The sequence below is a fragment of the Streptomyces sp. NPDC050422 genome (assembly GCF_044458665.1).
Classification (GTDB): Bacteria; Actinomycetota; Actinomycetes; order Streptomycetales; family Streptomycetaceae; genus Streptomyces.
In genome coordinates, this window is record NZ_JBITIE010000007.1 from 295,897 (window position 1) to 320,075 (window position 24,179).

27 protein-coding genes are annotated in these 24,179 nt (G+C 69.8%); 14 read left to right on the forward strand and 13 right to left on the reverse strand.

Translation table 11 applies throughout. From position 1 onward, the window contains the following. Positions 1-45: 45 nt before the first annotated feature. The 7 genes from ccsB to hemL all read right to left on the reverse strand — a co-directional run bounded on the left by ccsB (position 46) and on the right by hemL (position 7,960). Positions 46-1,128, reverse strand: coding sequence for a c-type cytochrome biogenesis protein CcsB (gene ccsB / locus ACIBJG_RS13065; RefSeq protein WP_399307546.1), 1,083 nt, complete (start codon positions 1,126-1,128; stop codon positions 46-48). After that, a complete protein-coding gene (locus ACIBJG_RS13070; protein WP_399307547.1) occupies positions 1,125-2,912 on the reverse strand; it encodes a cytochrome c biogenesis protein ResB in 1,788 nt (595 codons plus the stop codon). The genes ccsB and ACIBJG_RS13070 overlap by 4 nt, the downstream gene beginning before the upstream one ends. Positions 2,913-2,918: 6 nt before the next feature. Next, positions 2,919-3,677, reverse strand: a complete 759-nt coding sequence (locus ACIBJG_RS13075; RefSeq protein WP_399307548.1) for a cytochrome c biogenesis CcdA family protein — start codon at positions 3,675-3,677, stop codon at positions 2,919-2,921. Between the two features lie 4 nt (positions 3,678-3,681). Next, positions 3,682-4,281: a TlpA family protein disulfide reductase gene (locus tag ACIBJG_RS13080; RefSeq protein WP_399307549.1), complete on the reverse strand. Its 600-nt coding sequence runs from the start codon at positions 4,279-4,281 to the stop codon at positions 3,682-3,684. A gap of 67 nt (positions 4,282-4,348) precedes the next feature. After that, complete coding sequence (locus ACIBJG_RS13085) at positions 4,349-5,608, reverse strand: hypothetical protein (RefSeq protein WP_399307550.1); 1,260 nt, start codon at positions 5,606-5,608, stop codon at positions 4,349-4,351. 337 nt (positions 5,609-5,945) lie between these two features. Next, a complete protein-coding gene (locus ACIBJG_RS13090) occupies positions 5,946-6,647 on the reverse strand; it encodes a histidine phosphatase family protein (protein WP_219567288.1) in 702 nt (233 codons plus the stop codon). Continuing rightward, positions 6,644-7,960 (reverse strand): glutamate-1-semialdehyde 2,1-aminomutase, encoded by a 1,317-nt coding sequence (gene hemL / locus ACIBJG_RS13095; protein ID WP_399307551.1) that lies wholly within the window; start codon positions 7,958-7,960, stop codon positions 6,644-6,646. The genes ACIBJG_RS13090 and hemL overlap by 4 nt, the downstream gene beginning before the upstream one ends. A gap of 279 nt (positions 7,961-8,239) precedes the next feature. On the opposite strand from hemL, the gene ACIBJG_RS13100 reads away from it, so the two are divergent. The 3 genes from ACIBJG_RS13100 (at position 8,240) to ACIBJG_RS13110 (ending at position 10,019) form a co-directional block, all read left to right on the forward strand. Then, positions 8,240-8,677 carry a hypothetical protein gene (locus ACIBJG_RS13100; protein ID WP_003968390.1) on the forward strand — a complete coding sequence of 146 codons (438 nt, stop codon included), beginning with the start codon at positions 8,240-8,242 and terminating at the stop codon, positions 8,675-8,677. 230 nt (positions 8,678-8,907) lie between these two features. Then, the gene (locus ACIBJG_RS13105) at positions 8,908-9,669 is read left to right on the forward strand and encodes a methyltransferase dimerization domain-containing protein (protein ID WP_399307552.1); all 762 of its coding nucleotides are present in this window, start codon (positions 8,908-8,910) and stop codon (positions 9,667-9,669) included. Continuing rightward, on the forward strand, positions 9,558-10,019 hold the full coding sequence (locus tag ACIBJG_RS13110; protein ID WP_399307553.1) for a methyltransferase: 462 nt from the start codon (positions 9,558-9,560) through the stop codon (positions 10,017-10,019). The genes ACIBJG_RS13105 and ACIBJG_RS13110 overlap by 112 nt, the downstream gene beginning before the upstream one ends. Here ACIBJG_RS13110 and ACIBJG_RS13115 read toward each other — a convergent pair. Beyond that, positions 9,974-10,645 carry a response regulator gene (locus ACIBJG_RS13115; protein ID WP_399307652.1) on the reverse strand — a complete coding sequence of 224 codons (672 nt, stop codon included), beginning with the start codon at positions 10,643-10,645 and terminating at the stop codon, positions 9,974-9,976. The two genes, ACIBJG_RS13110 and ACIBJG_RS13115, sit on opposite strands and share 46 nt — an antisense overlap. 192 nt (positions 10,646-10,837) lie before the next feature. Further along, entirely contained in the window at positions 10,838-11,212 is a 375-nt protein-coding gene (locus ACIBJG_RS13120; RefSeq protein ID WP_399307554.1) for a hypothetical protein, read from the reverse strand. A gap of 289 nt (positions 11,213-11,501) precedes the next feature. Between ACIBJG_RS13120 and ACIBJG_RS13125 the strand changes: the two genes are divergently transcribed. Continuing rightward, entirely contained in the window at positions 11,502-11,819 is a 318-nt protein-coding gene (locus tag ACIBJG_RS13125) for a hypothetical protein (RefSeq protein ID WP_399307555.1), read from the forward strand. Here the strand turns inward: ACIBJG_RS13125 and ACIBJG_RS13130 are convergent. Further along, complete coding sequence (locus tag ACIBJG_RS13130; RefSeq protein WP_399307556.1) at positions 11,752-12,324, reverse strand: TIGR03086 family metal-binding protein; 573 nt, start codon at positions 12,322-12,324, stop codon at positions 11,752-11,754. The two genes, ACIBJG_RS13125 and ACIBJG_RS13130, sit on opposite strands and share 68 nt — an antisense overlap. A gap of 90 nt (positions 12,325-12,414) precedes the next feature. Between ACIBJG_RS13130 and ACIBJG_RS13135 the strand changes: the two genes are divergently transcribed. From ACIBJG_RS13135 to ACIBJG_RS13150, 4 genes are all read left to right on the forward strand, one after another. Then, positions 12,415-13,236 (forward strand): DUF6597 domain-containing transcriptional factor, encoded by an 822-nt coding sequence (locus ACIBJG_RS13135; protein WP_399307557.1) that lies wholly within the window; start codon positions 12,415-12,417, stop codon positions 13,234-13,236. A gap of 29 nt (positions 13,237-13,265) precedes the next feature. Next, positions 13,266-13,796 (forward strand): GNAT family N-acetyltransferase, encoded by a 531-nt coding sequence (locus ACIBJG_RS13140; RefSeq protein WP_399307558.1) that lies wholly within the window; start codon positions 13,266-13,268, stop codon positions 13,794-13,796. Between the two features lie 166 nt (positions 13,797-13,962). Beyond that, entirely contained in the window at positions 13,963-14,802 is an 840-nt protein-coding gene (locus tag ACIBJG_RS13145; protein WP_399307559.1) for an NAD(P)H-binding protein, read from the forward strand. A 72-nt stretch (positions 14,803-14,874) separates the two neighbouring features. Next, positions 14,875-15,630 carry a Mut7-C RNAse domain-containing protein gene (locus ACIBJG_RS13150; protein WP_399307560.1) on the forward strand — a complete coding sequence of 252 codons (756 nt, stop codon included), beginning with the start codon at positions 14,875-14,877 and terminating at the stop codon, positions 15,628-15,630. A gap of 14 nt (positions 15,631-15,644) precedes the next feature. Here the strand turns inward: ACIBJG_RS13150 and ACIBJG_RS13155 are convergent, their stop codons facing one another. Both ACIBJG_RS13155 and ACIBJG_RS13160 read right to left on the reverse strand, forming a co-directional pair. Continuing rightward, a complete protein-coding gene (locus ACIBJG_RS13155) occupies positions 15,645-16,136 on the reverse strand; it encodes a MarR family winged helix-turn-helix transcriptional regulator (RefSeq protein WP_399307561.1) in 492 nt (163 codons plus the stop codon). 50 nt (positions 16,137-16,186) lie between these two features. Beyond that, a complete protein-coding gene (locus ACIBJG_RS13160; RefSeq protein WP_399307562.1) occupies positions 16,187-16,696 on the reverse strand; it encodes a hypothetical protein in 510 nt (169 codons plus the stop codon). Between the two features lie 88 nt (positions 16,697-16,784). Here ACIBJG_RS13160 and ACIBJG_RS13165 point away from each other — a divergent pair, with 88 nt between their 5' ends. The 3 genes from ACIBJG_RS13165 to ACIBJG_RS13175 all read left to right on the forward strand — a co-directional run bounded on the left by ACIBJG_RS13165 (position 16,785) and on the right by ACIBJG_RS13175 (position 19,009). Then, entirely contained in the window at positions 16,785-17,120 is a 336-nt protein-coding gene (locus tag ACIBJG_RS13165; protein ID WP_399307563.1) for a YnfA family protein, read from the forward strand. Positions 17,121-17,173: 53 nt separating this feature from the next. Then, complete coding sequence (locus tag ACIBJG_RS13170) at positions 17,174-17,935, forward strand: SDR family NAD(P)-dependent oxidoreductase (protein ID WP_399307564.1); 762 nt, start codon at positions 17,174-17,176, stop codon at positions 17,933-17,935. Positions 17,936-18,196: 261 nt separating this feature from the next. Beyond that, entirely contained in the window at positions 18,197-19,009 is an 813-nt protein-coding gene (locus ACIBJG_RS13175) for a hypothetical protein (RefSeq protein ID WP_399307565.1), read from the forward strand. A 62-nt stretch (positions 19,010-19,071) separates the two neighbouring features. Here ACIBJG_RS13175 and ACIBJG_RS13180 read toward each other — a convergent pair whose 3' ends face one another. Beyond that, the gene (locus ACIBJG_RS13180; RefSeq protein WP_399307566.1) at positions 19,072-20,265 is read right to left on the reverse strand and encodes an RtcB family protein; all 1,194 of its coding nucleotides are present in this window, start codon (positions 20,263-20,265) and stop codon (positions 19,072-19,074) included. A 170-nt stretch (positions 20,266-20,435) separates the two neighbouring features. Between ACIBJG_RS13180 and ACIBJG_RS13185 the strand changes: the two genes are divergently transcribed. From ACIBJG_RS13185 to ACIBJG_RS13195, 3 genes are all read left to right on the forward strand, one after another. Further along, positions 20,436-21,254, forward strand: coding sequence for a DUF3558 domain-containing protein (locus ACIBJG_RS13185; protein ID WP_399307567.1), 819 nt, complete (start codon positions 20,436-20,438; stop codon positions 21,252-21,254). 129 nt (positions 21,255-21,383) lie between these two features. Then, positions 21,384-22,205, forward strand: a complete 822-nt coding sequence (locus ACIBJG_RS13190) for a DUF3558 family protein (RefSeq protein ID WP_399307568.1) — start codon at positions 21,384-21,386, stop codon at positions 22,203-22,205. Positions 22,206-22,400: 195 nt separating this feature from the next. Next, positions 22,401-23,858, forward strand: a complete 1,458-nt coding sequence (locus ACIBJG_RS13195) for a DUF2637 domain-containing protein (protein WP_399307569.1) — start codon at positions 22,401-22,403, stop codon at positions 23,856-23,858. Positions 23,859-24,179: the final 321 nt, after the last annotated feature.

Here is a 24,179-nt window from a genome sequence, read left to right on the forward strand (position 1 = left end):
CCGCTCCGGAGCGGGGACGGGCAGCCGTGGTGTCTGCGGTGGGACTCAGACGCCGGCGTAGGAGTGCTTGCCGGTGACGAAGATGTTGACGCCGTAGTAGTTGAAGATCCAGCAGCCGAAGGCGATCAGCGCCAGGTAGGCGGCCTTGCGGCCCTTCCAGCCGGCGGTGGCGCGGGCGTGCAGGTAGCAGGCGTACGCGACCCAGGTGATGAAGGACCAGACCTCCTTGGGGTCCCAGCCCCAGTAACGGCCCCAGGCGTCGCCGGCCCAGATCGCGCCCGCGATGATCGTGAACGTCCACAGCGGGAAGACGGCCGCGTTGATCCGGTACGAGAACTTGTCGAGGCTGGAGGCGGACGGCATCCGGGAGAGCAAGGAATGGGCGAACGTACCCGGCTCCCCACCGTTGGCGATCTTGCTCTCGTAGCTGTCGCGGAAGAGGTAGATGAGGGTGCCGATGGCGCCGATGAAGAACACGGCGCCGCAGATGATGGCGGTGGAGACGTGGATCCACAGCCAGTACGAGTGCAGTGCGGGCACCAGCTGGTCGCTGGAGGTGTAGAGCACCGTGGTCGCGAGGCCGAGGTCCAGCAGGACGGCCGTGATCAGGATCAGGCCCATCCAGCGGACGTTCTTCTTCAGGGCTAGCAGGGCCAGGTACGCGCCGACCGCCACCGTGGAGAAGGTGATGGAGAACTCGTACATGTTGCCCCAGGGGGCGCGCTGCACGGACAGGGCGCGGGCGACGACCCCGCCCGCCTGCACAAGGAACGCGACCACGGTCAGCGAGACCGCGATCCGTCCGTAGAGGTCGCCCTTGAAGGTGCCGCCCGCGGCGCCGGGGCCGTCCGGCACATCGCGCGATCCGGCCGCGGAACGGGTGACGATCTTCGGCCGCTCCAGGACGGCGGTGGACCCGCCCTTCTGCGCGACCTGGACCTTCACCGTGCCGGCGGCTGCCTGCTCGGTGGTCAGCCCGGCGGCGGTGCGGCCGACCTTGCTGCGGGACCCGAACACCCACTCCGCGATGTGCGCGAAGAAGGCCAGGGTGTAGACGGCCATCGACGAGTAGATCAGCACATTGCTGGTGTGTGCCAGGTTCTCGTTGGTTGCGGCGGCGAGATTCACTTCTCAGCCCCTTCGGAAGGCTTTGCGGAGGACGCGGCGACGGCGGAGGTGCCGGAATCCGGATCGGTGTCGGGGTCGGTGTCGGGGCCGGGCGCCGTGGGCGCGACGGCGTTGAGCGTGACCGCGAGATCGGCCAGCTCCTCGGGAAGCTTCGCGGACTCGCTGCGGCCGAGCCCCGCCATTTCGACGACGGTGACGCCGTCGGCGCCGCGCACGGCCCGGACCCAGACCCGGCGCCGCTGGATGAACAGGGAGCCGGCCAGTCCGGCGATCGCGCCGATGGCCCCGGTGAGCGCCCAGCCGCTGGCGGGCTGCTCCGAGATCTGGAAGCTCGCCCACTCCTGAAGGCCCTCGAAGGTGATGGAACCGGCGCCGTCGGGCAGCTTCATCGTCTCGCCGACGTGCAGCCGCTCCTTGAGCTGCTTGCCCTCGGAGTTCTTGAACTCCTTCATCTTGGACGTGTCGAGCTGGTAGACGTTCTGCGGCAGTCCGGAGTCGACGCCGAGGGAACCGTAGAAGCCGTTGAGCGCCAGGAGCGGGATGTCGGCGGCGGGGAACTGCGAGAACATCGTGCCCTTGCCTTCGCCCGCGAAGGTCGGCACGAAGAACGCCTGGAAGCCCAGCTGGGTCTTCTTGCCGTTCTTGTCGCGGTAGCCGTCCATCACCTTGATCGCACCGGACGAGGTGACGTTGTTGTCGATGGGCAGCAGCGGCACGGCGGCCTTGTAGACCTCGTTGCCCGTGCCGTCCTTGACGGAGACGACGGGCGCGTAGCCGTGGGCGTTGAGGTAGACCTTCGTACCGTCGACGACGAGGGGCTCGTTGACCTTGATGACGGACTTCTTCGCCTTGCCGTAAGCGCCCTTCGAGTACGTCACGCGGGCCTCGTAGGTGCGGGGCGTGCCGACCTGCGGGCCGCTGCGCTCGTACGTGCCGATGAAGTCGTCGAGGGTGAAGCTGAAGGGGACCAGCGAGTCCTTGTCGAAGAGCGAGCCGGACTTGAAGTCGTCGTACTGCGTGATCGTGTTGGAGAACCCGTCGCCCTCGACGACCAGCTTTCCGCCCTCGGACTTGAAGAGCTGCCCGAAGGCGAAGGCCACCAGCATCACGATGAGCGCGATGTGGAACATCAGGTTCCCGGCCTCGCGCAGATAGCCCTTCTCCGCGGCGACGGCGTCACCGGCGACATGGGCCCGGTAGCGGCGCTTGCGCATCATCGCCAGCGCGGCCTCGTGGACCTGCTCGGGCTCCGCCTCGGTGCGCCAGGTGGTGTACGCGGGCAGCCGGGTCAGGCGCTTGGGGGCACCCGGCGGGCGGCTGCGCAGCTGGCCGATGAACGTGCCGGTGCGCGGCACGATGCAGCCGATGAGGGAGACGAACAGCAGGATGTAGATCGCGGAGAACCACACCGAGCTGTAGACGTCGAAGAACTGGAGCTTTTCGTAGATCGGCGTGACGGTGGTGTGCAGCCCCTTGAAGGTCTGCACCTTGAGCTCGTCGACGCTGTTCTGCGGGATCAGCGAGCCGGGGATGGCGCCGAGCGACAGCAGGAAGAGCAGGATCAGCGCGACCCGCATCGAGGTGAGCTGACGCCAGAACCAGCGCGCCCAGCCGATGACGCCCATGGCGGGAAGGCTCGCCAGGGCCTCCTCGCGCGGCGCGGTGGAGAGCTGGGATCCGGCGGCGCCGAGCTCCCGGGCGGTCTCCCGGTCCCGCTCCGCGCGCACCTCCCGCTCATCGGGGCGCTCGCGCTCCTGGGGAGGGTTGGACTTGGTGTTGCTCATCGGTACTCAGATCCCCACCGTGAAGCCGTTGGACCAGCCCTGCAATTCCTGCATCATGCTTCCCCACGCGCCGGTCAGCAGGAGCAGCCCGGTCACGATCATCATGCCGCCGCCGATGCGCATGACCCAGACATAGTGGCGCTTGACCCAGCTGAACGCGCCGAGTGCCTTACGGAAGGCGACGGCGGCGAGCACGAAGGGCACACCCAGGCCGAGGCAGTACGCCACGGAGAGTATGGCGCCGCGTCCGGCGGTCGCCTCGGTGAACGCCAGCGCGTTGACGGACGCGAGCGTCGGCCCGAGGCAGGGCGTCCAGCCGATCCCGAAGAGGGCGCCGAGCAGCGGGGCGCCCACCAGGCCGGTGACCGGCTTCTTGTGGATACGGAACTCGCGTTGCGTCATCCACGGCATCAGGCCCATGAAGAAGATCCCCATCAGGATCATCAGCACGCCGAGGACCTTGGAGAGGGTCCCGCTGTACTCCTGGAGGGTCTGGCCGAAGTAGCCGAAGAGCGCGCCGCCGGAGACGAACACGGCGGTGAAGCCGATCACGAACAGCGAGGCACCCGCGACGGTTCTGCCCCGCCGGGCGTCGCCGAGATCCGTGCCGCTGACCCCGGTGACGTAACTGAGGTAGCCGGGGACGAGCGGCAGGACGCACGGCGAGAAGAAGGAGACGAGCCCGCCGAGCAGGGCGATGGGCAGGGCGACCAGGAGGGCCCCGCTCAGGACGGTCTCGTTCTGGGTGGCGGCGAGGGCGATCACCTGATCACTTCTCCGCGATCAACGGGTCGATCATCGTGTGCAGCTTGGTGGCGTCGAGCGCGGCCAGCGAGCGCGCGGCGATCTTCCCGTCCCGGTCGATGACGAGCGTGGAGGGGATCGTCTGGAGGTTGAGCGTGCCCTTGGGGAAGCGCAGCAGGAGCTTCCCGGCCGGGTCGTAGAAGCTGGGGTAGGTGACGTTCCAGTCCTTCTCGAAGCTGATCGCCGGGCCCCGCTGGGGGTCCCTGGTGTTGATCCCGAGGAACTGGACACCCTGGTCGGCGGTCTCGTTCGCGACCTTCGCGAAGTGCTTGGCTTCCAGGCGGCAGGGGCCGCACCACGAGCCCCACGCGTTCAGGACGACGACCTTGCCCTTGTAGTCGGCGAGGTCGAGCGGCTTGCCGTCCAGACTCTCGCCGTCGAGCTTCGGGGCGTCGACGCGCTGCCCCTTGGCCACGGTGGAGATTCCGCCGCTGCCCGTGACGAAGTGCGTGTCACCGCCGCCACCGGTCTTGTCGTCCGTGCCGCACGCGCTCAGCGTCAGTGCGAGCACGGCGGGTACGGCGAGCAGGGTGAAGCGGCGTCGGGATGCGCGGCCATAGCTCATGTGAAAAGTTTCGCATGGCGGTTTCGGGGATCTTGGGCACCCCCCTGGGTGCCCGTAAAGCCCGTTGTCAGGCTTGTTTAAAGAACGCGTTCCAGCCGCCCTCGGGTGCCTGCCCGACCTCCAGCGAACGCAGCTTCGCAAGCACTGCCGGGTCCTGGACGTCGAGCCAGTCGACGAACTGCCGGAAGGAGACGAGGCGCACATCCGGCTTCCCAGCGATGTGCTTGAGCGCGTCCTCGACCGCATCCATATAGATGCCGCCGTTCCACTCCTCGAAGTGGTTTCCGATGTAGAACGGCGCACGGTTCGTCTCGTACGTGCGCTGGAAACCGCCGATGTACGCCTGGGTGGCCTGGTCCCGCCAGCCCGGATACCGGGAGGGCATTCCCTTGGTCGAATTCTGCGACTGGTTGGCCAGGATGTTGTAGTCCATGGAGAGGACCTCGAAGCTGTGCCCGGGGAACGGGATGCCCTGGAGCGGCAGGTCCCACACGTCCATGCGCTTGGTGGGCCACACCTGGGTGCCGCCGGGCGAGCTGGCGTCGTAGCGCCATCCCAGCTTCTTCGCGGTGGGCAGCAGGTTGTCCTGCCCGAGCAGACAGGGGGTGCGGCCGCCGACGAGTTCCTTGCGGTAATCGAAAGGCAGCGGATCGAGGTCGGTCCAGCCGGTGTTGGTCCGCCATTCGGTGACGAAGGAGATCGACTGATCGATTTCGCTCTGCCACTGGGAGGCCGACCAGTCGCCCACGGATCCGGAGCCGCCGCAGAAATGCCCGTTGAAGTGCGTGCCGATCTCATGGCCGTCGAGCCAGGCCTGACGCACGCCCTTCAGCGTCTCCTTGATGTGACCGTCGGTGAGATAACCGATGTCGGAGGCGCCGATGGGGTTGTTGGGCGGGCGGTAGAGGGATTTCTTCGATTCGGGCAGCAGATAGAGCCCGGAGAGGAAGAAGGTCATCTTCGCGTCATGTTCCCTGGCGAGTTCCAGAAAACGCGGGAACAGTCCGTTGCCGACCTCGCCGGCACCGTCCCAGGAGAAGATCACGAACTGCGGCGGCTTCTGCCCGGGTTCGAGCGGAACGGGCGCGGGCGGCTGGTGCGGCTGCTTCCCGGTGTCGGCGGTGGAACCGTCCCCGATGGCACGGACGTCCTTCTTCGCGGGCCCGTTGCCCTTGACCGCACCGTCGGTACCCTTCTCGCCCTTGGCGCCCTTGTCCGGCCCGGTCCCGCCCGTATCGGAACCGGAGGAACTGCAGCCCGCCACCCCGATGGCGGCCGCCGCCCCAAGTCCGGCTCCGAGCAAACCCCTTCGGCTGATGTCGCGCATACCGTTCCCATCTGCGGTCGTTTTGCCCCAAGTCCATACAAACTGGCAAAGGCTTAGATGGGTGAAGCAACACGGGGGTTCCCCGAATTAGCACACAATTCTTTACGGAACCAGCCCCCGGACTTGACCGAACGCAAGAACGACCCCAAAGCCCCCGGAAAACGGCAGACCGAAACCCCGGACGGCCACATTCCGCCCGGTCGGCCCACAGGCGATCAGCGGGCACGCTGAGCCCGTCCGGCGATTGAGGACAAAACGACCACCGGGTCGCGCCCGGGCCCGCCCGCAGGCCACCCCGGGCGGGCCAGAACCCCAAGACCCCCGGCCCCAGGGCCGGCTACGCGCCGAACCCCTTCGACGCCCCCTTCACCGGCTTCGCCCCCGCCAGCAGATGCGCCGGCACCAGGTCCCGGGCCGGCTCCGAGTACCCGACCGACACGATCTTGTCGCCCTGGTACGTGAAGCTGGTCAGCGAGGCGAGCGTGCACTGCCGCTTGCGCGGGTCGTGCCACAGCCGCCGCCGCTCCACGAAGCTGCGGACGATCCAGATCGGCAGCTGGTGGCTGACGCACACCGCCTCATGACCCCGCGCCGCGTCGCGCGCCGCGTCCAGGGCGCCCATCATCCGTACGACCTGCTCGATGTACGGCTCACCCCACGACGGCCGGAACGGATTCGTCAGGTGCTTCCAGTTGTCCGGCTTGCGCAGCGCCCCGTCGCCCACACCGAAGGTCTTGCCCTCGAAGACGTTGGCGGCCTCGATGAGCCGCTCGTCGGTGGCGAGGTCCAGGCCGTGCGTCTTGGCGATCGGCGTCGCCGTCTCCTGGGCCCGCTCCAGCGGGGAGGCGACGACATGCGTGATGTCGCGCTTGTCCAGGTGCTCGGCGACCCGGTCGGCCATCTGCCGGCCGAGCTCGGAGAGGTGGTAGCCGGGGCGCCGCCCGTAGAGCACGCCCTCCGGGTTGTGCACCTCTCCGTGGCGCATCAGGTGGACGACGGTGATGTCCTTGCGTCCGGCGTTGCTGCTGGTCTCGCTCATGCGGTGGCCTCCGATGCGGCGCGGGCTGCGGCGGGCAGCGCGGCGGCGATCCGCTCGACGGCCCGGGTGTCATGGGCGGTGGAGACGAACCACGACTCGAACGCGGACGGCGGGAGATAGACGCCCTGCGCCAGCATCGAGTGGAAGAACGGCGTGAAGCGGAAAGCTTCCTGCCGCTTGGCGTCGTCGTAGTTGCGCACCGGGCCGTCCGTGAAGAAGACGGAGAACATGTTGCTCGCCGCCTGCACGGTGTGCGCGACCCCCTCCTTGTCCAGGGCCTGGCTCACCAGCCCCCGGATCTCGGCGGAGACCGCGTCGACCTTCTCGTACGCGGCGTCGTCCAGCAGACGCAGCTGCGCGAGACCGGCGGCGGTCGCGACCGGGTTACCGGAGAGGGTGCCCGCCTGGTAGACGGGACCGACGGGCGCCAGGTGCGCCATCACGTCGGCGCGGCCACCGAACGCCGCGGCCGGGAAGCCGCCGCCCATGACCTTGCCGAACGTCATCAGGTCGGGCCGCACCCCGTCGATGCCGAACCAGCCGGCCTTCGACGTACGGAAGCCGGTCATGACCTCGTCGGAGATGTACAGCGCGCCGTTGGCGGCGCAGATCTCCTTGAGCCCCGCGTTGAAACCGTCCAGCGGCGGCACGACGCCCATGTTGCCCGGCGACGCCTCGGTGATCACGCAGGCGATCTCGCCGGGCTGCGCGGCGAAGGCGGCCCGTACGGCCTCCAGGTCGTTGTACGGCAGCACGATCGTGTCGCCGGCCTGGGCGCCGGTGACTCCCGGCGTGTCCGGCAGGCCGAAGGTCGCAAGACCGGACCCGGCGGCGGCGAGCAGCGCGTCGACGTGACCGTGGTAGCAGCCGGCGAACTTCACGATCTTCGCCCGGCCGGTGAAGCCCCGGGCGAGGCGGATCGCGGACATGGTCGCCTCGGTGCCGGACGACACGAGCCGTACCTGCTCCACGGGCTCGACCCGGGCCACGATCTCCTCGGCGAGTGCGACCTCGCCCTCGCCGGGCGTACCGAAGGAGGTGCCGCGGGCGACGGCCTCCTGGACGGCGGCGATGACTTCGGGGTGGGAATGGCCGAGAATCATCGGCCCCCACGAGCACACGAGGTCGACATACTCACGACCGTCGGCATCGGTGAGGTACGGACCGGTACCGGAGACCATGAAGCGGGGCGTACCGCCTACGGCCCGGAAGGCACGTACGGGAGAGTTCACGCCACCGGGCGTCACGAGGGACGCGCGGTCGAAAAGCGTCTGCGAAACTGGGGCGCTATAAGGAAAGCTCACACATGCCATGGTGTCAGAGCCACGGACGGTCTTGCGGACGGGTGTTTCACCGCACGTTCGTGGGGGAGGTCACTGACACGATGATCGGGTTGCGCGGCGGGGGCTGTGTCTCCTAGTTAGTAGTCGGGTGGATGAGATATGCATCGCGGTGGCGAAGTGGGCGAAGGCACCGACGACCTGGGGCCCGAGCCTGCCCGGCGGGGTCGGCACCGGCGCGAGGCTGAGCGCAAGCAGGGCATACAGGCCGGCGGTGCGCAGGTCGGAGCCGGAAGCAGGAGCAGTGGCGGGATGGGGGTGACCTACAAGTACTTCGGTGCTCCCGACGGCGCCACTGCCGCACGCGTGCCCATTTCCATGCGCCCCGAGGAGCTCGGCGGCGACGAGCTGGGCATGGGCGGCATGTTCACCAAGATCAAGCCGGAGACCGTCGCCGCGATGGTCCTCACCGGCATACAGGGCATACCCCTGCACAAGGTCCCGCCGCTGGAGCTGGTCGTGCTGCACCCCGACTACGCGGTGGTCAAGCTCCCCATGACGGTCGTGGACCCGCTGCGCGGCGTGGGCGAGGAGTCCGTGGGCGCCGCGGCCTTCATCTGGTCGACGGTTCCGGACCGGGGCGGTCCACGTGACGCGTTCAACGTCTACCAGCTGCTCCACGAGTGGCAGGACTTCAGCCACCGCCTGCACGATGCGGGGCATCAGGCGTACTGCCTGGTCTGGCCCTGACCTTCTCCCGGTCGGCGTGGAACGGGCGGACCGACGAGCCGCCCGCCCTGGGGCGGGCCGGCGTCGGGCGGCGTCACCTGCGCACGCCGGCTCCGCAGGGCGGTCGCCCAGCGTCGCCCCTGCGGCCTCGACCGTCGGCGCGGCCCTGCGGGACGTACGTCCAGCGACCAGGTCGGCAATCCTCTTCATGGGTAAGGGTGCAGCGTCAGCAGGGCATCATGCTCAGTCGTATGACTTTGTTCGAGCACGAATTGGTCGCAGCCGGTTCCGCGGAACGGCCGGTCGGCGACACGGGGCGCATGCTCCAGATGATCACCGGCTACTGGGTGACCCAAGTGGTGCGCACCGCTGCCGAGTTGCGCATCGCCGACCAGCTGTGTGACGGCGGTGCCACCCCCGCGGAAGTGGCCGAGGCCGAGTCGCTCGACCCCGATGCCGGCTTCCGGTTCCTGCGGGCGTGTGCCTCGCTCGGTCTGGCCACCTCCGCCGACGGGGAGCGGTTCACCGGTACGCCTCTCCTGGACACCCTGCGCAGCGATGCGCCGGGCTCGCTGCGGGACCTCGCGCTGTGGGGCGGGGCCGAGTCGCACTGGCTGCCGTGGGGGCGGCCGGCCGACGCCGTCCGTACCGGCGGCCCCCAGGCGGAGGCCGCCCTCGGCGCGCCCATCTTCGACTGGCTCGCAGCCGCTCCAGGGGAAGCCGAGGTCTTCACGAACGCCATGACGGCGATGACCCGCGGCCTGGCCCACGCGCTGGCGGAGGTGATCGACGTGACGGACGCCCGCGTCGCGGTCGATGTGGGTGGCGCCGGAGGCAACCTCGTCCAGACGCTCATGCAGGGCATCCTGGACTCGCCGGTGTCGTCCTCGACCTTCCCCATGTGCGGGCCGAGGCGGAGGCCTCCGCAGCGAGTCTGGGCGTCGCTGACCGGTTCACCTTCGTCGGCGGCGACTTCTTCGACGAGGTTCCGCCGGCGGACGTACACCTGCTGAAGTTCGTCCTGCACGACTGGGACGACGACGCCTGTGTACGTGTGCTGCGCAATTGCAGACGCGCCCTCGGACCAGGGGGGCGCGTGCTGGTCATGGAGCTGCTGGTCGACAGGGTCGGCACGCCAGGTCTGGAACCGTTGATGGATCTCAACATGATGGCGCTGTCGACCGGACGTGAGCGCAGCATCGACGAGTTCGGACGCCTCTTCGAGCGGGCCGGGCTGACGTTGACCGCGACGACGCCGTCCGGGTCGCGTGTATCCGTCCTGAGCCTTGTTCCCGCTGCGGTGCAGCCAGAGGCCGCTCAGGGGGCTGAGCTCCCCAGCGGACGGATGAGTCCGCTCTCGTAGGCGCAAATGGTCGCCTGGACACGGTCCCGAAGGCCCAACTTGGCGAGTATCGCGCTCACGTGGACCTTCACCGTGCCCAGGGCCAGCCCGAGACGCTCACCGATCTCCATGTTGGTCAACCCCGTGGCGACCAGAATCAGAATCTCGCGTTCACGGGGGGTCAGGCTGTTCAGCGCTCCGCTGGTCTCCGGTGCCACCGGGGCTCCATGAGCGAAGGCCTCGATGAGGCGTCCCGTGACCGCGGGCGCGAGCACACCGTCGCCGGAGACGACCACTCTGACCGCAGCCAGAAGGGCCTCCGGCTCGGTGTCCTTGAGCAGGAATCCGGAGGAGCCGGCCCGAAGAGCTTCGTAAACGTAGGCATCGAGGTCGAACGTCGTGAGCACCAGGACCTTGATGAGGCTGTGGTGACGCGTGATCAGCCGGGTGGCCATCAGGCCGTCCATACCGGGCATACGGATGTCCATCAGCACCAGATCGGGCGCGAGGTCGGCTGCCATCGCCACTGCCGCGTCCCCGTCCGCCGCCTCACCGACCACGGTCATGTCGGTCTCGGCCGTCAGGATCGCTGTGAAGCCCGCACGCACGATCGCCTGATCATCGACGACCAGTAGACGGATAGTGATGACGCATCCTCTCCCGGCCGGCCCACGGCCCGTCCACGGGCTCGTTCTCCGGCCCGTATCGGGCCCGCTGGCCGCGTCGCATTCTCCCACGCGGCCGTAAGCCGGGATCACCGCGCCGAAGCACGCGCGCACGGGCGGCCGGGACCGGCCCTCCCCGTCCGGCCTGCGCGAACGGCTCTCGCACCGGCCCTCCTACTCGCGTGGGACGCGCCCGGCAGAGGCGTTCCGAGGTGCCGCCGGCGCTTTGCCCGCATCCAGGCTCCCGAGCAGCTGCCGCATGGCGGCCAGCGTCGCTCTCGTGGCGGTGGCGACGTCGTTCAGGCTGCCCGCCTCCGCCGAGGCGATCACCAGCGTGGTCTGTTGGAGGACCGTCTCCTGAAGACCGCCCGCGACTCGCTGCCGCTCACCGTGGACGACGTTCCTCGTGCTCGCCAGCAGGCTCCTGAAGGTCGCGTCCTCGCGGCCGAGCACCCGCCTGCGGCGCATGTGCATCAGCCACCCCGTCCACCATGCCGCCGTGAACACCGGGCCGAACCCCAGGAGCGCAACGGTGAGAACGAACAGCACGGTGAAGGCCTTCGCCGCGTGAACGACGTCGGTGTCGGGGAAGGCGCGCAGAGCTCCTGTCGCGCCGCGCCGGGGCCGGGGGCGCTGAACACACTCCCGCCGAACACGCACCCCGCTGAGCGGGCCGTCACCGAACACACGGCCCAGCAGGTGTCACCCTCAGCGCCCACCTGCACGAAGGGCGTCCGCCAGCCAGCCTTATCCGGCCATTCATTGGCCGAAGAATGATCTTCAGTTGACCTGTCGGACCTGCCGATGCAGGAGGCACCGAAACTGAAGGAGGCCTGCCGTGGGTGACACTCTGCTGGCTCTGTCCATTCCCGTGCTGGTCTTCGCCTCCGGCATCTACGCAGCAGGTGAGAGCTGGTGGCGGCGCCGGCACCCGGCGCCGCCGTCCCCGTACACCCATCAGGCGGCCCGGCTCGCCGAGCGCGCGATGCTCGTGGACGCCGAGCGGATCGTGGACGGCGCGTACGAGACCCTCGGCACGCTCTACGACGGCCCGGCGGCGACGGACACGCGAGTTCCGGCCACCGGCGTCACGCCCGGGGCGGCTGCCAGTCAGGATCACGACCGGTCAGCGCCAGCACCCGCGCAAAGGGGCTAGCCCCGTCCGGTACGGGGAGCGGCTCGCCGAACATCTTCGCCTCCCGCGCCTTCGGAGCCATCCCCTCCATCGCGGGACCGATCTCCTTCACCACCTCCGCGTCCGGCACGAACTCCTGGCCGGTGGCCCGCGCCAGATCCCACGCGTGCACCGTCAGGTCGCCGAGCACCATGTGCCCGACCGTCCGGGCGGGGAACCCCATGGAGCCCGCGGTCCCCTCCTCGGCTCCCGGCGCCGCCCACGCCCCGACCAGCGCGGCCGTGTCCTCACCGAAGCGCTTCCGCCAGTCTCCGGTCACCGCGTCAGGGGTCTCGCCGAAGTCGGCGTCCTGCCGGGCCGCGAGCGCGGTGAAGTTGACGACCACCTGGGAGAGGTGGCTGATCAGGGCACGGACGTCGTACTCCGCACACGGTGTGGGGTCGCCCAGCCGGCCGTCGTCGATCCCACGCACCACGGGCAGCGCGCTGCCGGCCGCCGCATCGAGCAATTCACTGATCTTCTTCATGCTTCGACCATGCATCCGGCGGCGGCCCGGGTCTTGAAGAAACGCGCCATCAGGGACACGGGAAGCGCCCCCGTCATAGGATCAGCGGCCATGCCCGGCTCTCAAGGTCCCCGCCGCGACACCCGGGGCATCGTGGATGCCCCCGAGCTGTTCACGCACGTACGCTTCCGGCGCCGCGAACCCGCCCCCGCGCTGCGTCCGTACCTGGAGCACTACTGGCTGATCGACTGGGACCTGCGCGAGCCGTACGCCTCCCACCTGGTCCCGCACCCCAGCGTCAACCTGGTCTTCGAGCGGTACGCGGGCTGCGGCGACGAGGACGCGGGGTTCGCGGAGGTCTCGGGCATCGGCCTGGAGCTCTTCACGCAGAAGCTCCAGGGGCGGGGCCGGGTCTGCGGTGTGCAGTTCCGGCCGGGCGGCTTCCGGCCGTTCGCACCGGACCGGCCGGTGTCCGAGTGGACGGGGCGCCGGGTCGCGGCCGCCGAGGTGTTCGCGCCGCCCGCGCCGCCGTCGGCCGTGCTGGACCCCGGGCAGGAGGACGCGCGGGTCGCCGCGCTCGACGCGTACCTGCTGGCGCTCGGCCCGCGCCCGGACCCGCAAACCGACCGCGCGATGGCCCTGGTCGACCTCGTACGCACCGACCGCACGGTCCGCCGCGTCGGTGAACTGGCCCGCGCCGAGGGGGTGTCGGTGCGTTCGCTGCAACGGCTCTTCGCCACGTACGTGGGCGTCGGCCCCAAGTGGGTCATCCTCCGCTACCGCATCCACGAGGCGCTGGAGCGCGCCGAGTCGGATCCGGCGGTGGTCTGGGCGCGACTCGCCGCGGATCTCGGCTACAGCGACCAGGCGCACCTGGTCAGGGACTTCACGGCGACGGTCGGCGTCCCGCCGACCGCGCTGGGTGCCCGCTGACTGTCAGTGGCCCGTCCTACAGTTCTGGCATGGAGCGCACCGCAGCATCGTCCGTACGGATCGAGCCCTGGTCGGACAGCGACCTGGAGCTGCTCCGCCGTGCCAACGCGCCGGAGCTGATGGACCACCTGGGCGGCCCCGAGTCGGAGGAGCAGCTCATGGGGCGTCATGGCCGCTATGTGGCACTGAGCGCGGACCGGGAGGGCCGGGGCAGGATGTTCCGCATCGCGCTGCCCGGTGAGGCCGGGGCCGTGGGCACCATCGGGTTCTGGGAGCGCACCTGGCAGGGCCAGGAGGTGTACGAGACGGGGTGGGCCGTTCTCGCGGAGTTCCAGGGCCGGGGCATCGCGTCGGCCGCGACGGCGGCCGTCGCCGAGCAGGCGCGTGCCGCGCAGAAGCACCGCTATCTGCACGCCTACCCGTCCGTGGACAACGGCGCGTCGAACGGGGTGTGCCGCAAGGCGGGTTTCCTGCTGATGGGCGAGTGCGAGGTCGAGTACCCGCCGGGGCATCCGCTGCTGACCAACGACTGGCGGCTGGACCTCCACCCGGATCGCTAGCCGGCGGGGGCGGCTGGTGCGGCCGTACCGACGGGTGCGGAAAGCATTTGACGGGTGTGGTGACCTCCTGGATATTTATCTGCGTTACGCAGCTTATGCGTTTCGCAGCCAAGGGCTTCCACGGCCCAGGGCCCGTACGAACCCACTCACCGAGGAGACCCGCTCCATGCTCACCCTTGTCACCGGCAGCCGCGGCCGCGTAGGTTCCGCGCTCGTATCGCTCCTGCACCGCGACGGCCACGCCGTGCGCGCCGCCTCCCGCACTCCCGGAGACCTTGCCCTGCCCGCCGGCGTCCCGTCCGTGGCCTGCGACCTCGGCGACCCCGGCACCTTCGCCGCCGCTCTGGAAGGCGTCGACTCCGTCTTCCTCTACGCCGAGCCGTCCCACGTCACCGAGTTCCTCACCGCCGCGACGACCGCCGGAGTCACGCACATCGCCCTGCTCTCCTCCAGCTCCGTCCTCGACCCGGACGCCGGCTCCAACCCGATCGCCGCCTCCCACCACGCGGTGGAGCAGGCACTGACCGCATCGCCCCTCACCACGACCCTGCTGCGCCCCGGCGCCTTCGCGGGCAACGCCTACCAGTGGTCGGAGTCCTTCCGGTCCGGCCGCCCCGTCGATCTGCCCTACCCGCAGAGCGGGACCAGCCCCATCGACGAGGCCGACATCGCCGAAGCCGCGCTCGCCGTCCTCACCGACACACGGCTGCAGGGCTCGGCGTACCACCTGACCGGCCCCGAATCCCTCACCGCCGCCGAACAGGTCGGACTCCTGGCCGCCGCGTCCGGCAGCCCCGCCACCTTCCGCGCCGTGAGCAGGGGCGCCTGGAAGGACGCCGTGTCCCCCTTCGTACCGGAGGCGATCGCCGAGGGACTGCTCGACTACTGGGCCGCTACCGACGGCACCCTCGCGGAAGTCACCGGCGAGACGGAGAAACTGACCGGCCGCCCGGCCCGGACGTTCGCCGCCTGGGCCGCCGGACACGCCGACGCCTTCCGCGCCTGACACCGCCCGACACCCGTGCGCCCCGCCCGAATCCCGTGGCCGCCGCCCCCGCCCCAATGGCATCCTGACCAGGTGAACGGACCCGAGATCCACCTCGAAGTCGCGCCCGAGCTACGCCTCTTCGTCGCGCACGAGCGCCGCCGCGGCCGGACGGCCGTGACCACCGACGGCTCGTCCACCCTCGGTCACGTCGTGGAGTCGCTCGGGGTCCCGCTCACCGAGGCCGGACAACTCCTCGTCGACGGGGCCCCCGTGGCCGTGTCCCACATTCCCGCAGCGGGTGAGCTGGTCGAGGTCCGGGCCGTTCAGCGCCCGCAGCACGTACCGGGCGCACCCCTGCGCTTCCTGCTCGACGTCCACCTCGGCACGCTCGCCCGGCGGCTGCGGCTGCTCGGGGTCGACGCGGCGTACGAGAGCGAGGACATCGGCGACCCCGCGCTGGCCACCCGCTCGGCACAGGAGCGGCGGGTCCTGCTCTCCCGGGACCGGGGGCTGTTGCACCGGCGCGAGATCTGGGCGGGGGCGTACGTCTACAGCGACCGCCCCGAGGCGCAGTTGCGTGACGTGCTGGAGCGGTTCGCGCCGGTCCTCGCCCCGTGGACGCGGTGCACGGCGTGCAACGGACCACTGGTGGCAGCCGACAAGGACTCCGTGAGCGCGCAGTTGGAGCACGGCACCCAGCGGTCGTACGACGTCTTCGCGCAGTGCACCGCATGCGACCGGGTGTACTGGCGCGGCGCCCACCACGCCCGCCTGGAGGCGATCGTCACCGAAGCGGTCCGCGACTTCGGCAACGCCCTGACCGGCCCGGGCCCGTGGGGCGGCTGAGCCCGCACCCTGCCTCAGGGGCGCTCGCCGCCGTCGCGCAGCCGCTCGACCTGCGCCGAGCTCAGCTCCGCCGTCCGCCGCATATGGGCGATGAGGAAGGCGACCTCGTCGTCGTCGTACGTCTCGAACAGGGCCGCCCAGCCGCCGTTCAGCCGCTCCCAGACCGCGCCGAACTCCGCCATCCGCTCGGGCACGGTCGCGACGAGCACCCGCCGCCGGTCCGCCGTGTCCCGCGCGCGCGTCACATAGCCCGCCCGCTCCAGCCGGTCGACGAGCCGGGTCGCCGACCCGGTGGTGAGCCCGGTCAGCTCGGCGACCCGGCCCGTGGTGACGGGTTCCGGCTCCAGACCGAGCAGGTTGAGGCACTGCAGGTCCGTGGGGTGCAGCCGCAGATGGTCGGCCACGGCCTGGTTGAACAGGGCGTACGAGGCCATGTAGCGGCGCGAGGTGACGGCCAGCTCGGCCAGCAGAGCGCTGCGGCGGCGGGCGGGGGGCTTCTGCGGCATACAGAGAGTGTACGGAGCAGACATCACCCCGGCGCCCGCCCGCCCACGGCTCAGAAGACGTACTCGTCGCCCGTGGCGGGCGCCAGCACCTCGTGCTCGCTGTTCTTCGCGTTCCGGTCCGTCGCCCCGCCGTTCCACACGGTGTCGATCCGGACGACCACCTCGGCCGGCCGGCCCGCGAGCTGCAGTTCGAGGGCGAGCTGCCGCTGCTCGGAGCCGTCCGCGTGCAGCGTGCCCGTCCGGCACAGCACGGTCGACCGGTCGGCCTGCAGGCACTCCTGCGGCAGCTCCTGGCGACCCGCCAGCGGTACGGAGATCCGCAGCCGCACGGTCACTCCGGCCAGGTCCGCCGGCCCGCTGTTCTCGCTGCGCAGCCAGATCGCGAGCCCGGTACCCCACAGGGAGACGTGCCCGTGGTGCGACACGTCCGCCTCCGGCGCGATGTCCCGCACCACGGGCGCACCGACGGCCGCGGCCGTCCCGCTCGTACCCAGCGCCACCGCCGACGCCATCGCCGCCGCAGCGGACACCCCCAGCAGAGCCTTACGCGTCACTAGCATGTCCCGAAGATACAGATCATCACGAATTATCCATATATACCCACCGGTTCGGCGCGTCCCGGGATACGTGACATGGCAACCTGCCCCCATGTCTGTGATCCGCTCCCTCGCCCTCTTCGTCGTCGCCGCCCTCTTCGAGATCGGTGGCGCCTGGCTCGTGTGGCAAGGGGTCCGGGAGCACCGCGGCTGGGCCTGGATCGGCGGCGGCATCATCGCCCTGGCCACCTACGGCTTCGTCGCCACCCTCCAGCCCGACGGCGAGTTCGGGCGGGTGCTCGCCGCGTACGGCGGGGTCTTCGTCGTGGGGTCGATCGCCTGGGGCATAGCCGCCGACGGCTACCGGCCCGACCGCTGGGACGTGACGGGTGCGCTGATCTGCCTGGCCGGCATGGCCGTGATCATGTACGCCCCCCGCAACCACTGACCGCGCCCTGCCTATCCTGACCCCGTACCGATCAACTGTCCGAGGAGCCCTCCATGGCCGCCGCATCCCCCATCGCCGTCATCACCGGAGCGAGCAGCGGCATCGGTGCCGCGACCGCCCGGCAGTTGGCCGCCGCCGGATTCCGCGTGGTGCTGACCGCCCGCCGCAAGGACCGCATCGAGGCGCTGGCCGCCGAGATCACCGAGGCGGGCCACGAGGCCACGGCCTACGCCCTGGACGTCACCGACCGCGCCGCGGTCGACGAGTTCGCCACCGCGTTCCGCACCCTCGCCGTCCTCGTCAACAACGCCGGCGGCGCGCTCGGGGCCGACCCCGTGGCCACCGGCGACCCGGCGGACTGGCGCCAGATGTACGAGACCAACGTCATCGGCACGCTCAACGTCACCCAGGCCCTGCTCCCGGCCCTCACCGCAGGCGGGAACGGCACGGTGGTCATCATCTCCTCGACCGCCGGCCTCTCCACCTACGAGGGCGGCGGCGGCTACGTGGCCGCCAAGCACGGCGAGCACGTCCTGGCCGAGACCCTCCGCCTGGAGATCGTCGGCACCCCGGTCCGCGTCATCGAGGTCGCCCCCGGCATGGTCAAGACGGAGGAGTTCGCCACCACCCGCTTCCGCGGCGACACCGAGAAGGCGGCCAAGGTCTACGCGGGCGTCGACGCCCCCCTCACGGCGGACGACGTGGCCGACACGATCACCTGGGCCATCACCCGTCCCAGCCACGTGAACATCGACCTCCTGGTGGTCCGCCCCCGCGCCCAGGCCTCCAACTCGAAGGTGCACCGCACGGCGTGAGAACGGCTGAGCCCGACGGCTCCGCCTCGGCAGCCGGGTCGCATCGCCATCTGATCGACTCCGGCGGGCTCCGAAGTCCCGTGGTCGAGCCCCGCAACACCCGCCGTCACTCGTCCGGGGGAACACGCCCGGTCACCGAGTCGCCTTTCGAGCACCCAGTTTACGGTTGATCACAACTTCACACAGAGCGGCTCCCGGCCGGATTGCAGTCCGGACCGAGAGCCTCAAGTCGTCGACCTCGTGGCCCGTTCAACCGGGTTCATGGACCTCACCGATCCCCGATACGCCTACATGTTCGGCTTCGTCCAGGCGGACGGGCACCTATCCGCCGGCCCAGGTCTGAAGGGCCGTCTGAGCGTGGAGATCAATGTGCGGGACATCGCGATTCTCCGTGAATTCCGGCGACTGACCCCGTACAACACCAGCATCTCCGAGCGTATCCGGGCTACCAACTTCTCCGACCGCCACCACTCGGCGATCTGGACTCTCTGTTCCCTGGAAGCCAGGACCCTGATCAACGAGCTGGGGGTCCCCTACGGCCGCAAGTCACTGCGCATCACGCCGCCCCGTGTCGACTTCTCAGCCCGTGACTACCTTCGCGGAGTCATCGACGCCGACGGATCGGTGGGCATCACCAGCCAGGGATTTCCGTTCATCTCCCTGACCACGGCCAGCACAGCAGTGGGGGCCTACCTCTGCTTCTACGCGAAACAAGTAACTGGAGCTCAGCGCTACATCAGACGCAACACCCGTGACGGCATCTACAACGTCATGTACACCATGGAAGCCGCTGTGCGGCTGACCGAGCACCTCTACTACCCCGGCTGCCTTGCGCTGCGCCGCAAACAGGAGTCCGCCGCAACCGTCTTCACCTGGCAGCGCCCTCCGGGAGTGAAGCCACGTGGGCAGAACCGGCGTTGGAAGCCCTGGGAGGACGAAGTCCTCCTTCGGATCGACAGCGCCGACAGCGCGGCCCCCGAACTCGACCGAAGCGTGGCCAGTTGCTCGGTCCGTCTGTGGCGGCTGAAGTCGGGCCAGATCCCGGCACCCGCCGACGCGCCCCTCAGCCAGTGACCGGAGCGTGGGCGGCGGCCGCCAGAGGCGACACACCGAGAGGCGGACCCGCCGCCCACGCTTCAGCCCTTCACACAGATGACCTGCTTCAGCTTCGCGACGACCTCGACCAGGTCGCGCTGCTGCTGCATGACCTGCTCGATGGGCTTGTACGCACCAGGGATCTCGTCCACGACGCCGGAGTCCTTGCGGCACTCCACCCCCTGAGTCTGCTCCACCAGGTCACGCGTCGAGAACCGCTTCTTGGCTGCGTTACGGCTCATTCGGCGACCTGCCCCGTGCGAAGCCGAATTGAACGCCTTTTCATTGCCGAGGCCCTTCACGATGTACGTGGCCGTGCCCATCGAGCCCGGAATGATCCCCAGTTCGCCGCTGCCCGCCCGAATCGCCCCCTTGCGGGTGACCAGCAGGTCCATGCCCTCGTAGCGCTCCTCCGCCACGTAGTTGTGGTGGCAGCTGACTTCCTGGTCGAAGGCCACGCTCGCCTTCTTGAACTCCTTGCGCACCACGCCCTTCAAGAGCGCCATCATCGTCGCGCGGTTGTGCTTCGCGTACTCCTGCGCCCAGAAGAGGTCGTTACGGTAGGCCGCCATCTCCGGGGTCTCCGCGAGGAAGACCGCCAGGTCGCGGTCGACCAGACCCAGGTTGTGCGAAAGCTTCTGCGCCTGGCCGATGTGGAAGTCGGCGAGTTCTTTGCCGATGGCCCGCGATCCGGAGTGCAGTGTCAGCCATACGGCGCCGACTTCGTCCAGGGAGACCTCGATGTGGTGATTTCCCCCGCCGAGCGTTCCCATCTGCTTCGTGGCACGTTCCTGACGGAATTTGACCGCATCGGCCACTCCGTCGAACCGCCCCCAGAAGTCGTCCCAGTCGGTCGCCGCGAAACCGTGCAGCCGGCCCGGGTCCACCGGGTCGTCGTGCATCCCGCGGCCCACCGGAATGGCCTGCTCGATCTTCGACCGGAGCGGGGACAGGTCCCCGGGCAGGTCGTTGGCGGTCAGCGAGGTCTTCACCGCGGACATGCCGCAGCCGATGTCCACGCCCACCGCCGCCGGGCAGACCGCTCCGTGCATCGCGATCACCGAGCCGACGGTGGCGCCCTTGCCGAAGTGGACGTCCGGCATCACGGCCAGACCCTTGATCCAGGGCAGGGTGGCGACATTGCGCAGCTGCTGCATCGCGACGTCCTCGACCGAGGCCGGGTCGGTCCACATGCGGATGGGAACCTTCGCGCCCGGTACCTCTACATACGACATAACCCCTCGATTCCCCCGAAAAGACTGAAAGCGCAAAACCGGTGCCAAGGTCGGCAAATGAGTCGGTCGACCGGCATTCACGGCGGCGCGTGCGATACACATTGTGTCCACCGGCCGCCATCGAGCGGCAACCGCTTTTCGCGCGAAGGGAGCCCAGGACCGTGCGACGAATGGCGTACGTACCAGGCGCCGTGCTGATCGCAGCACTCGTCGCCGGCTGCAGTGCCGGCACCGAGGACGACGCATCCGCCACCGACAGCAAGCCCGGCACCCTGACCGCATCCGCCGCGCCCCCGGGGAAGTACCTCACCCTGCCCGAGGCCTGCCGCGCCATCCCTCTCGCCACGCTGAAGGACCTGCTGCCCGGCGCCGCGCAACTGCCCGAGGCCCAGCAGGAGAAGGTGTACGAGGGCACGCCCGCCGGAACGTTCGACACGGACCGCCGGGTCGGCTGCCGCTGGGCGTCCGAGGCGCCCGACGCCTCCCGCGGCATCGCCATCGACTTCGAGCGTGTCGTCTCCTACGACCCCGCCGTGAGCGACGACGACCGCGCCCGCGAGGTGTACGCGAAGAAGGAGGACGCCGCGGACCTCCCCTCGGCCTCCCTCCCGCCCGACGACGCGGAGAAGGAGACGCCCTCGTCCGATGGCTCCCCGACGGGGAACGCGAACGCCGACGGGAAGACGGACCCGGCGGACACCGCGGGCGCCACCACGGACGGCGGCACGGCCAGCAGCCCCGCCGAGAACCTCCGGCCCCGCGTCCTCGACAAGCTCGGAGACAGTGCGTTTCTGGACGATTCGCTCACTTCGGCAGGTTCCACCGCACAGCACCGCACGGTGAGGGTGGTATTCCGCACATCGAACGTCATCGTCACCATCGAGTACACCGCACAGCCGGTCCTCTCCACCGAGGTCCCCGACAGCAAGGAACTGCAGGAGAAGGCGCAGGCACTGGGCGAGAAGCTGGTCGACAGGTTCAGCGAGTAGCCCAGGCCCCGACCGCCCCACGCCGCCCCGCGTGACTCCCGGCCGAGGCGCCATCCGGTGCCCGTCCGTCGTACCGTGGCCCTCCGGAACCACCCGCCCCGACCGCCGCGCCACCCGAGTGAAGGAACCATGCACCGATCAGCCCCGCGACTCACCCGCATACTCGCCTGCGCCGCCGTCCCGGTGATGCTCGTCGTCGCCGGCTGCTCGTCGGACTCCGACGGCAAGAAGGACGACGCCTCCTCGTCGTCCGCCGCGCCGGACGCGACGAAGACGGAACCGGCCGTCGCGCCGGCGAAGTTCGCCGAGCTGCCCGACCCGTGCAAGTCGGTCACCGCGAAGACGGTCAAGTCCCTGGTCCCCTCCGCCAAGAACAAGAGCGGTACGCGCGGCAAGTCCAGCGACACCGCCGCCCGCGGCGGCTGCTCGTGGAACGGCCTCGACGACAACGGCGTCAAGGGCTCCCAGTACCGCTGGCTCGACGTCGGCTTCACCCGCTTCGCGTCCGACCAGTCGGTGGGCAGCGGCTCCGAGCGCGCCCGGACGGACTACACGAAGCAGGTCGCCAAGGCACAGGCGGCCGAGAGTGCCAAGAAGCTCGTCACCGCTCCCGTCAGCGGCATCGGCGAGGTGGCCACCAAGGTCACGTACGACCTCACCAAGACGGGTGAGGACTTCAAGTACGTGACGGTCGTCGCCCGTACGGGCAACGTCGTCGTCACCGTCAACTACAACGGTGCGGGCTACGCGGGCGCCAAGACCCCGTCCGCCGGGGACATCCTGAAGGGTGCCGAGAAGGCCGCCAAGGAGGCGGTCGCCGCGGTGGCCGACGCCAACGGCGGCGGACAGCCGAGCGGCTCGCCGAAGCCCTCCCAGTCCGCCAAGGCCTCTGCTTCGACCTCCGCCAAGGCCTCCACCAAGGCCTCCGCTTCGGCCACGAAGTCGGACTGACCGCACCCGGCCCCAACACGCTTACACAGAAGTGTTTTTACGAAGCCCGGTCCTCACCCGAGAACCGGGCTTCGCCCCTCCCCGCGCGACGTCCCGCGCGGGCATGTGCCAGGCTGTGCCCGCCAGAACTCCAAGTCGTCCCGCTGGACCGGACGTCGGAGACAAAGAATTGGGGAGGGGTCGCGGGTGGCCGCGATGCAGCTGACACGCACGCACCGGATACTCATCGGGCTCGTGGTCGCCGGTGCGGTGCTCATCGCAGCGATCGGCTTCGCGGGCTCGTACGCAGCCGTGCGCGAGCTCGCCGAACAGAAGGGCTTCGGCGGTTTCTCGGTCGTCTTCCCGATCGGTATCGACGCCGGAATCTGCGTCCTGCTCGCGCTGGACCTGCTGCTGACCTGGCTGCGCATCCCCTTCCCGCTGCTGCGTCAGACGGCCTGGCTGCTGACCGCCGCGACGATCGCGTTCAACGGCGCCGCGGCCTGGCCCGACCCGCTGGGCACCGGCATGCACGCCGTGATCCCGATCCTGTTCGTCGTCTCCGTCGAGGCCGCCCGGCACGCCGTGGGCCGCATCGCCGACATCACGGCCGACAAGCACATGGAGGGCGTCCGCCTCACCCGGTGGCTCCTCTCGCCCGTACCGACGTTCCGGTTGTGGCGCCGGATGAAGCTGTGGGAGCTGCGGTCCTACGAGCAGGTCATCAAGCTCGAACAGGACCGGCTGATCTACCAGGCCCGCCTCCAGGCGCGCTTCGGCCGCGGCTGGCGCCGCAAGGCCCCCGTCGAGTCCCTGATGCCGCTCCGCCTCGCCAAGTACGGCGTCCCGCTCGCCGAGACCGGCCCCGCCGGACTCGCCGCCGCCGGCATCGAACCGGCCCTGCTGCCCCCGGCCCCGGCCCGGGCCGCCGCCGTGGAGACGGCGTCGCAGCCCGAGCTCGCGTACGCGTCCCCGTCGAACCAGCAGGCGCAGCAGAACCAGCAGACCCAGCCGCAGCCGCAGCAGGCCCCGCAGGAGCAGTACGCCCGGACGGTGCCCGGCGAGTGGGCCGATGAGCAGCAGGTGCAGCAGCCCGCGGAGGGCCCCGGTACGCACGACAGCCCGTGGTTCGCGGCGCAGGTTCCGGACGGGGCGTACGAGGGCTCGTACAACCCGACGTACGTCGAGGGGCTGGAGCCCACCCCCGTCATGATCCCGTCGGGCCCCCGCGGGCGCACCCGGCCGCTGGGCAACGTCGGCACGATCGGTGCCGTGCCCGGCCCGCGTACGGAGCAGGTGCCGATGGCCCCCGAGGACGACGGGGCGCAGGTCCAGGAGCAGGGCCAGGTTCCGGTTCCGGTGGTTGCGGTGCAGGAGCAGATCCCGGCCGCGGCCCCGGTCCAGGAGGAGCAGCCGACGCCCGTCGTCGAGGCCTCCGACGAGTGGGCCGAGGAGTGGGCGCAGGAGGACGCGGAGTTCAGCAAGATCGCGTACGAGGTCTTCGCCGAATTCGTGACCCAGCAGAACACGTACCCCAGCATCGAGGCCCTCGACATACACCTGTCGGACCGCCACAACGTGCGGCATCCGCGCAGTGCGGCCCTGCTCCGCCAGCTGATCCACGGCTTCAAGAACCGCTACCACGCGGAACTCGAGGCCGACCACATCGCGTGACCGCGCGCCGGACGACGGCGACGACGTACGGCTGAGGGCCGTCACCCGCATCACCGGGTGACGGCCCTCAGTCGTACGCGTGCGCGTATGTCCATGCACGTCACAGCGGTTCGGGAATGCCTCTAAGGAGACAGTCCCGGTACGTCCTAGGTCCTCTACATTTCGCGCGGCGGCCCGCCTAGATTCGATGGTGTGCCGCAGTGAACGCGCCCCCCGGCGCGTTACGGCGCCGCAATTCACCGACCTTGCACCGACCGTTGCGCCGCCGGAATTCGCATTCTCCGTGCACGTTATTCCCCTCATCTCACGGAGTCCGGATTC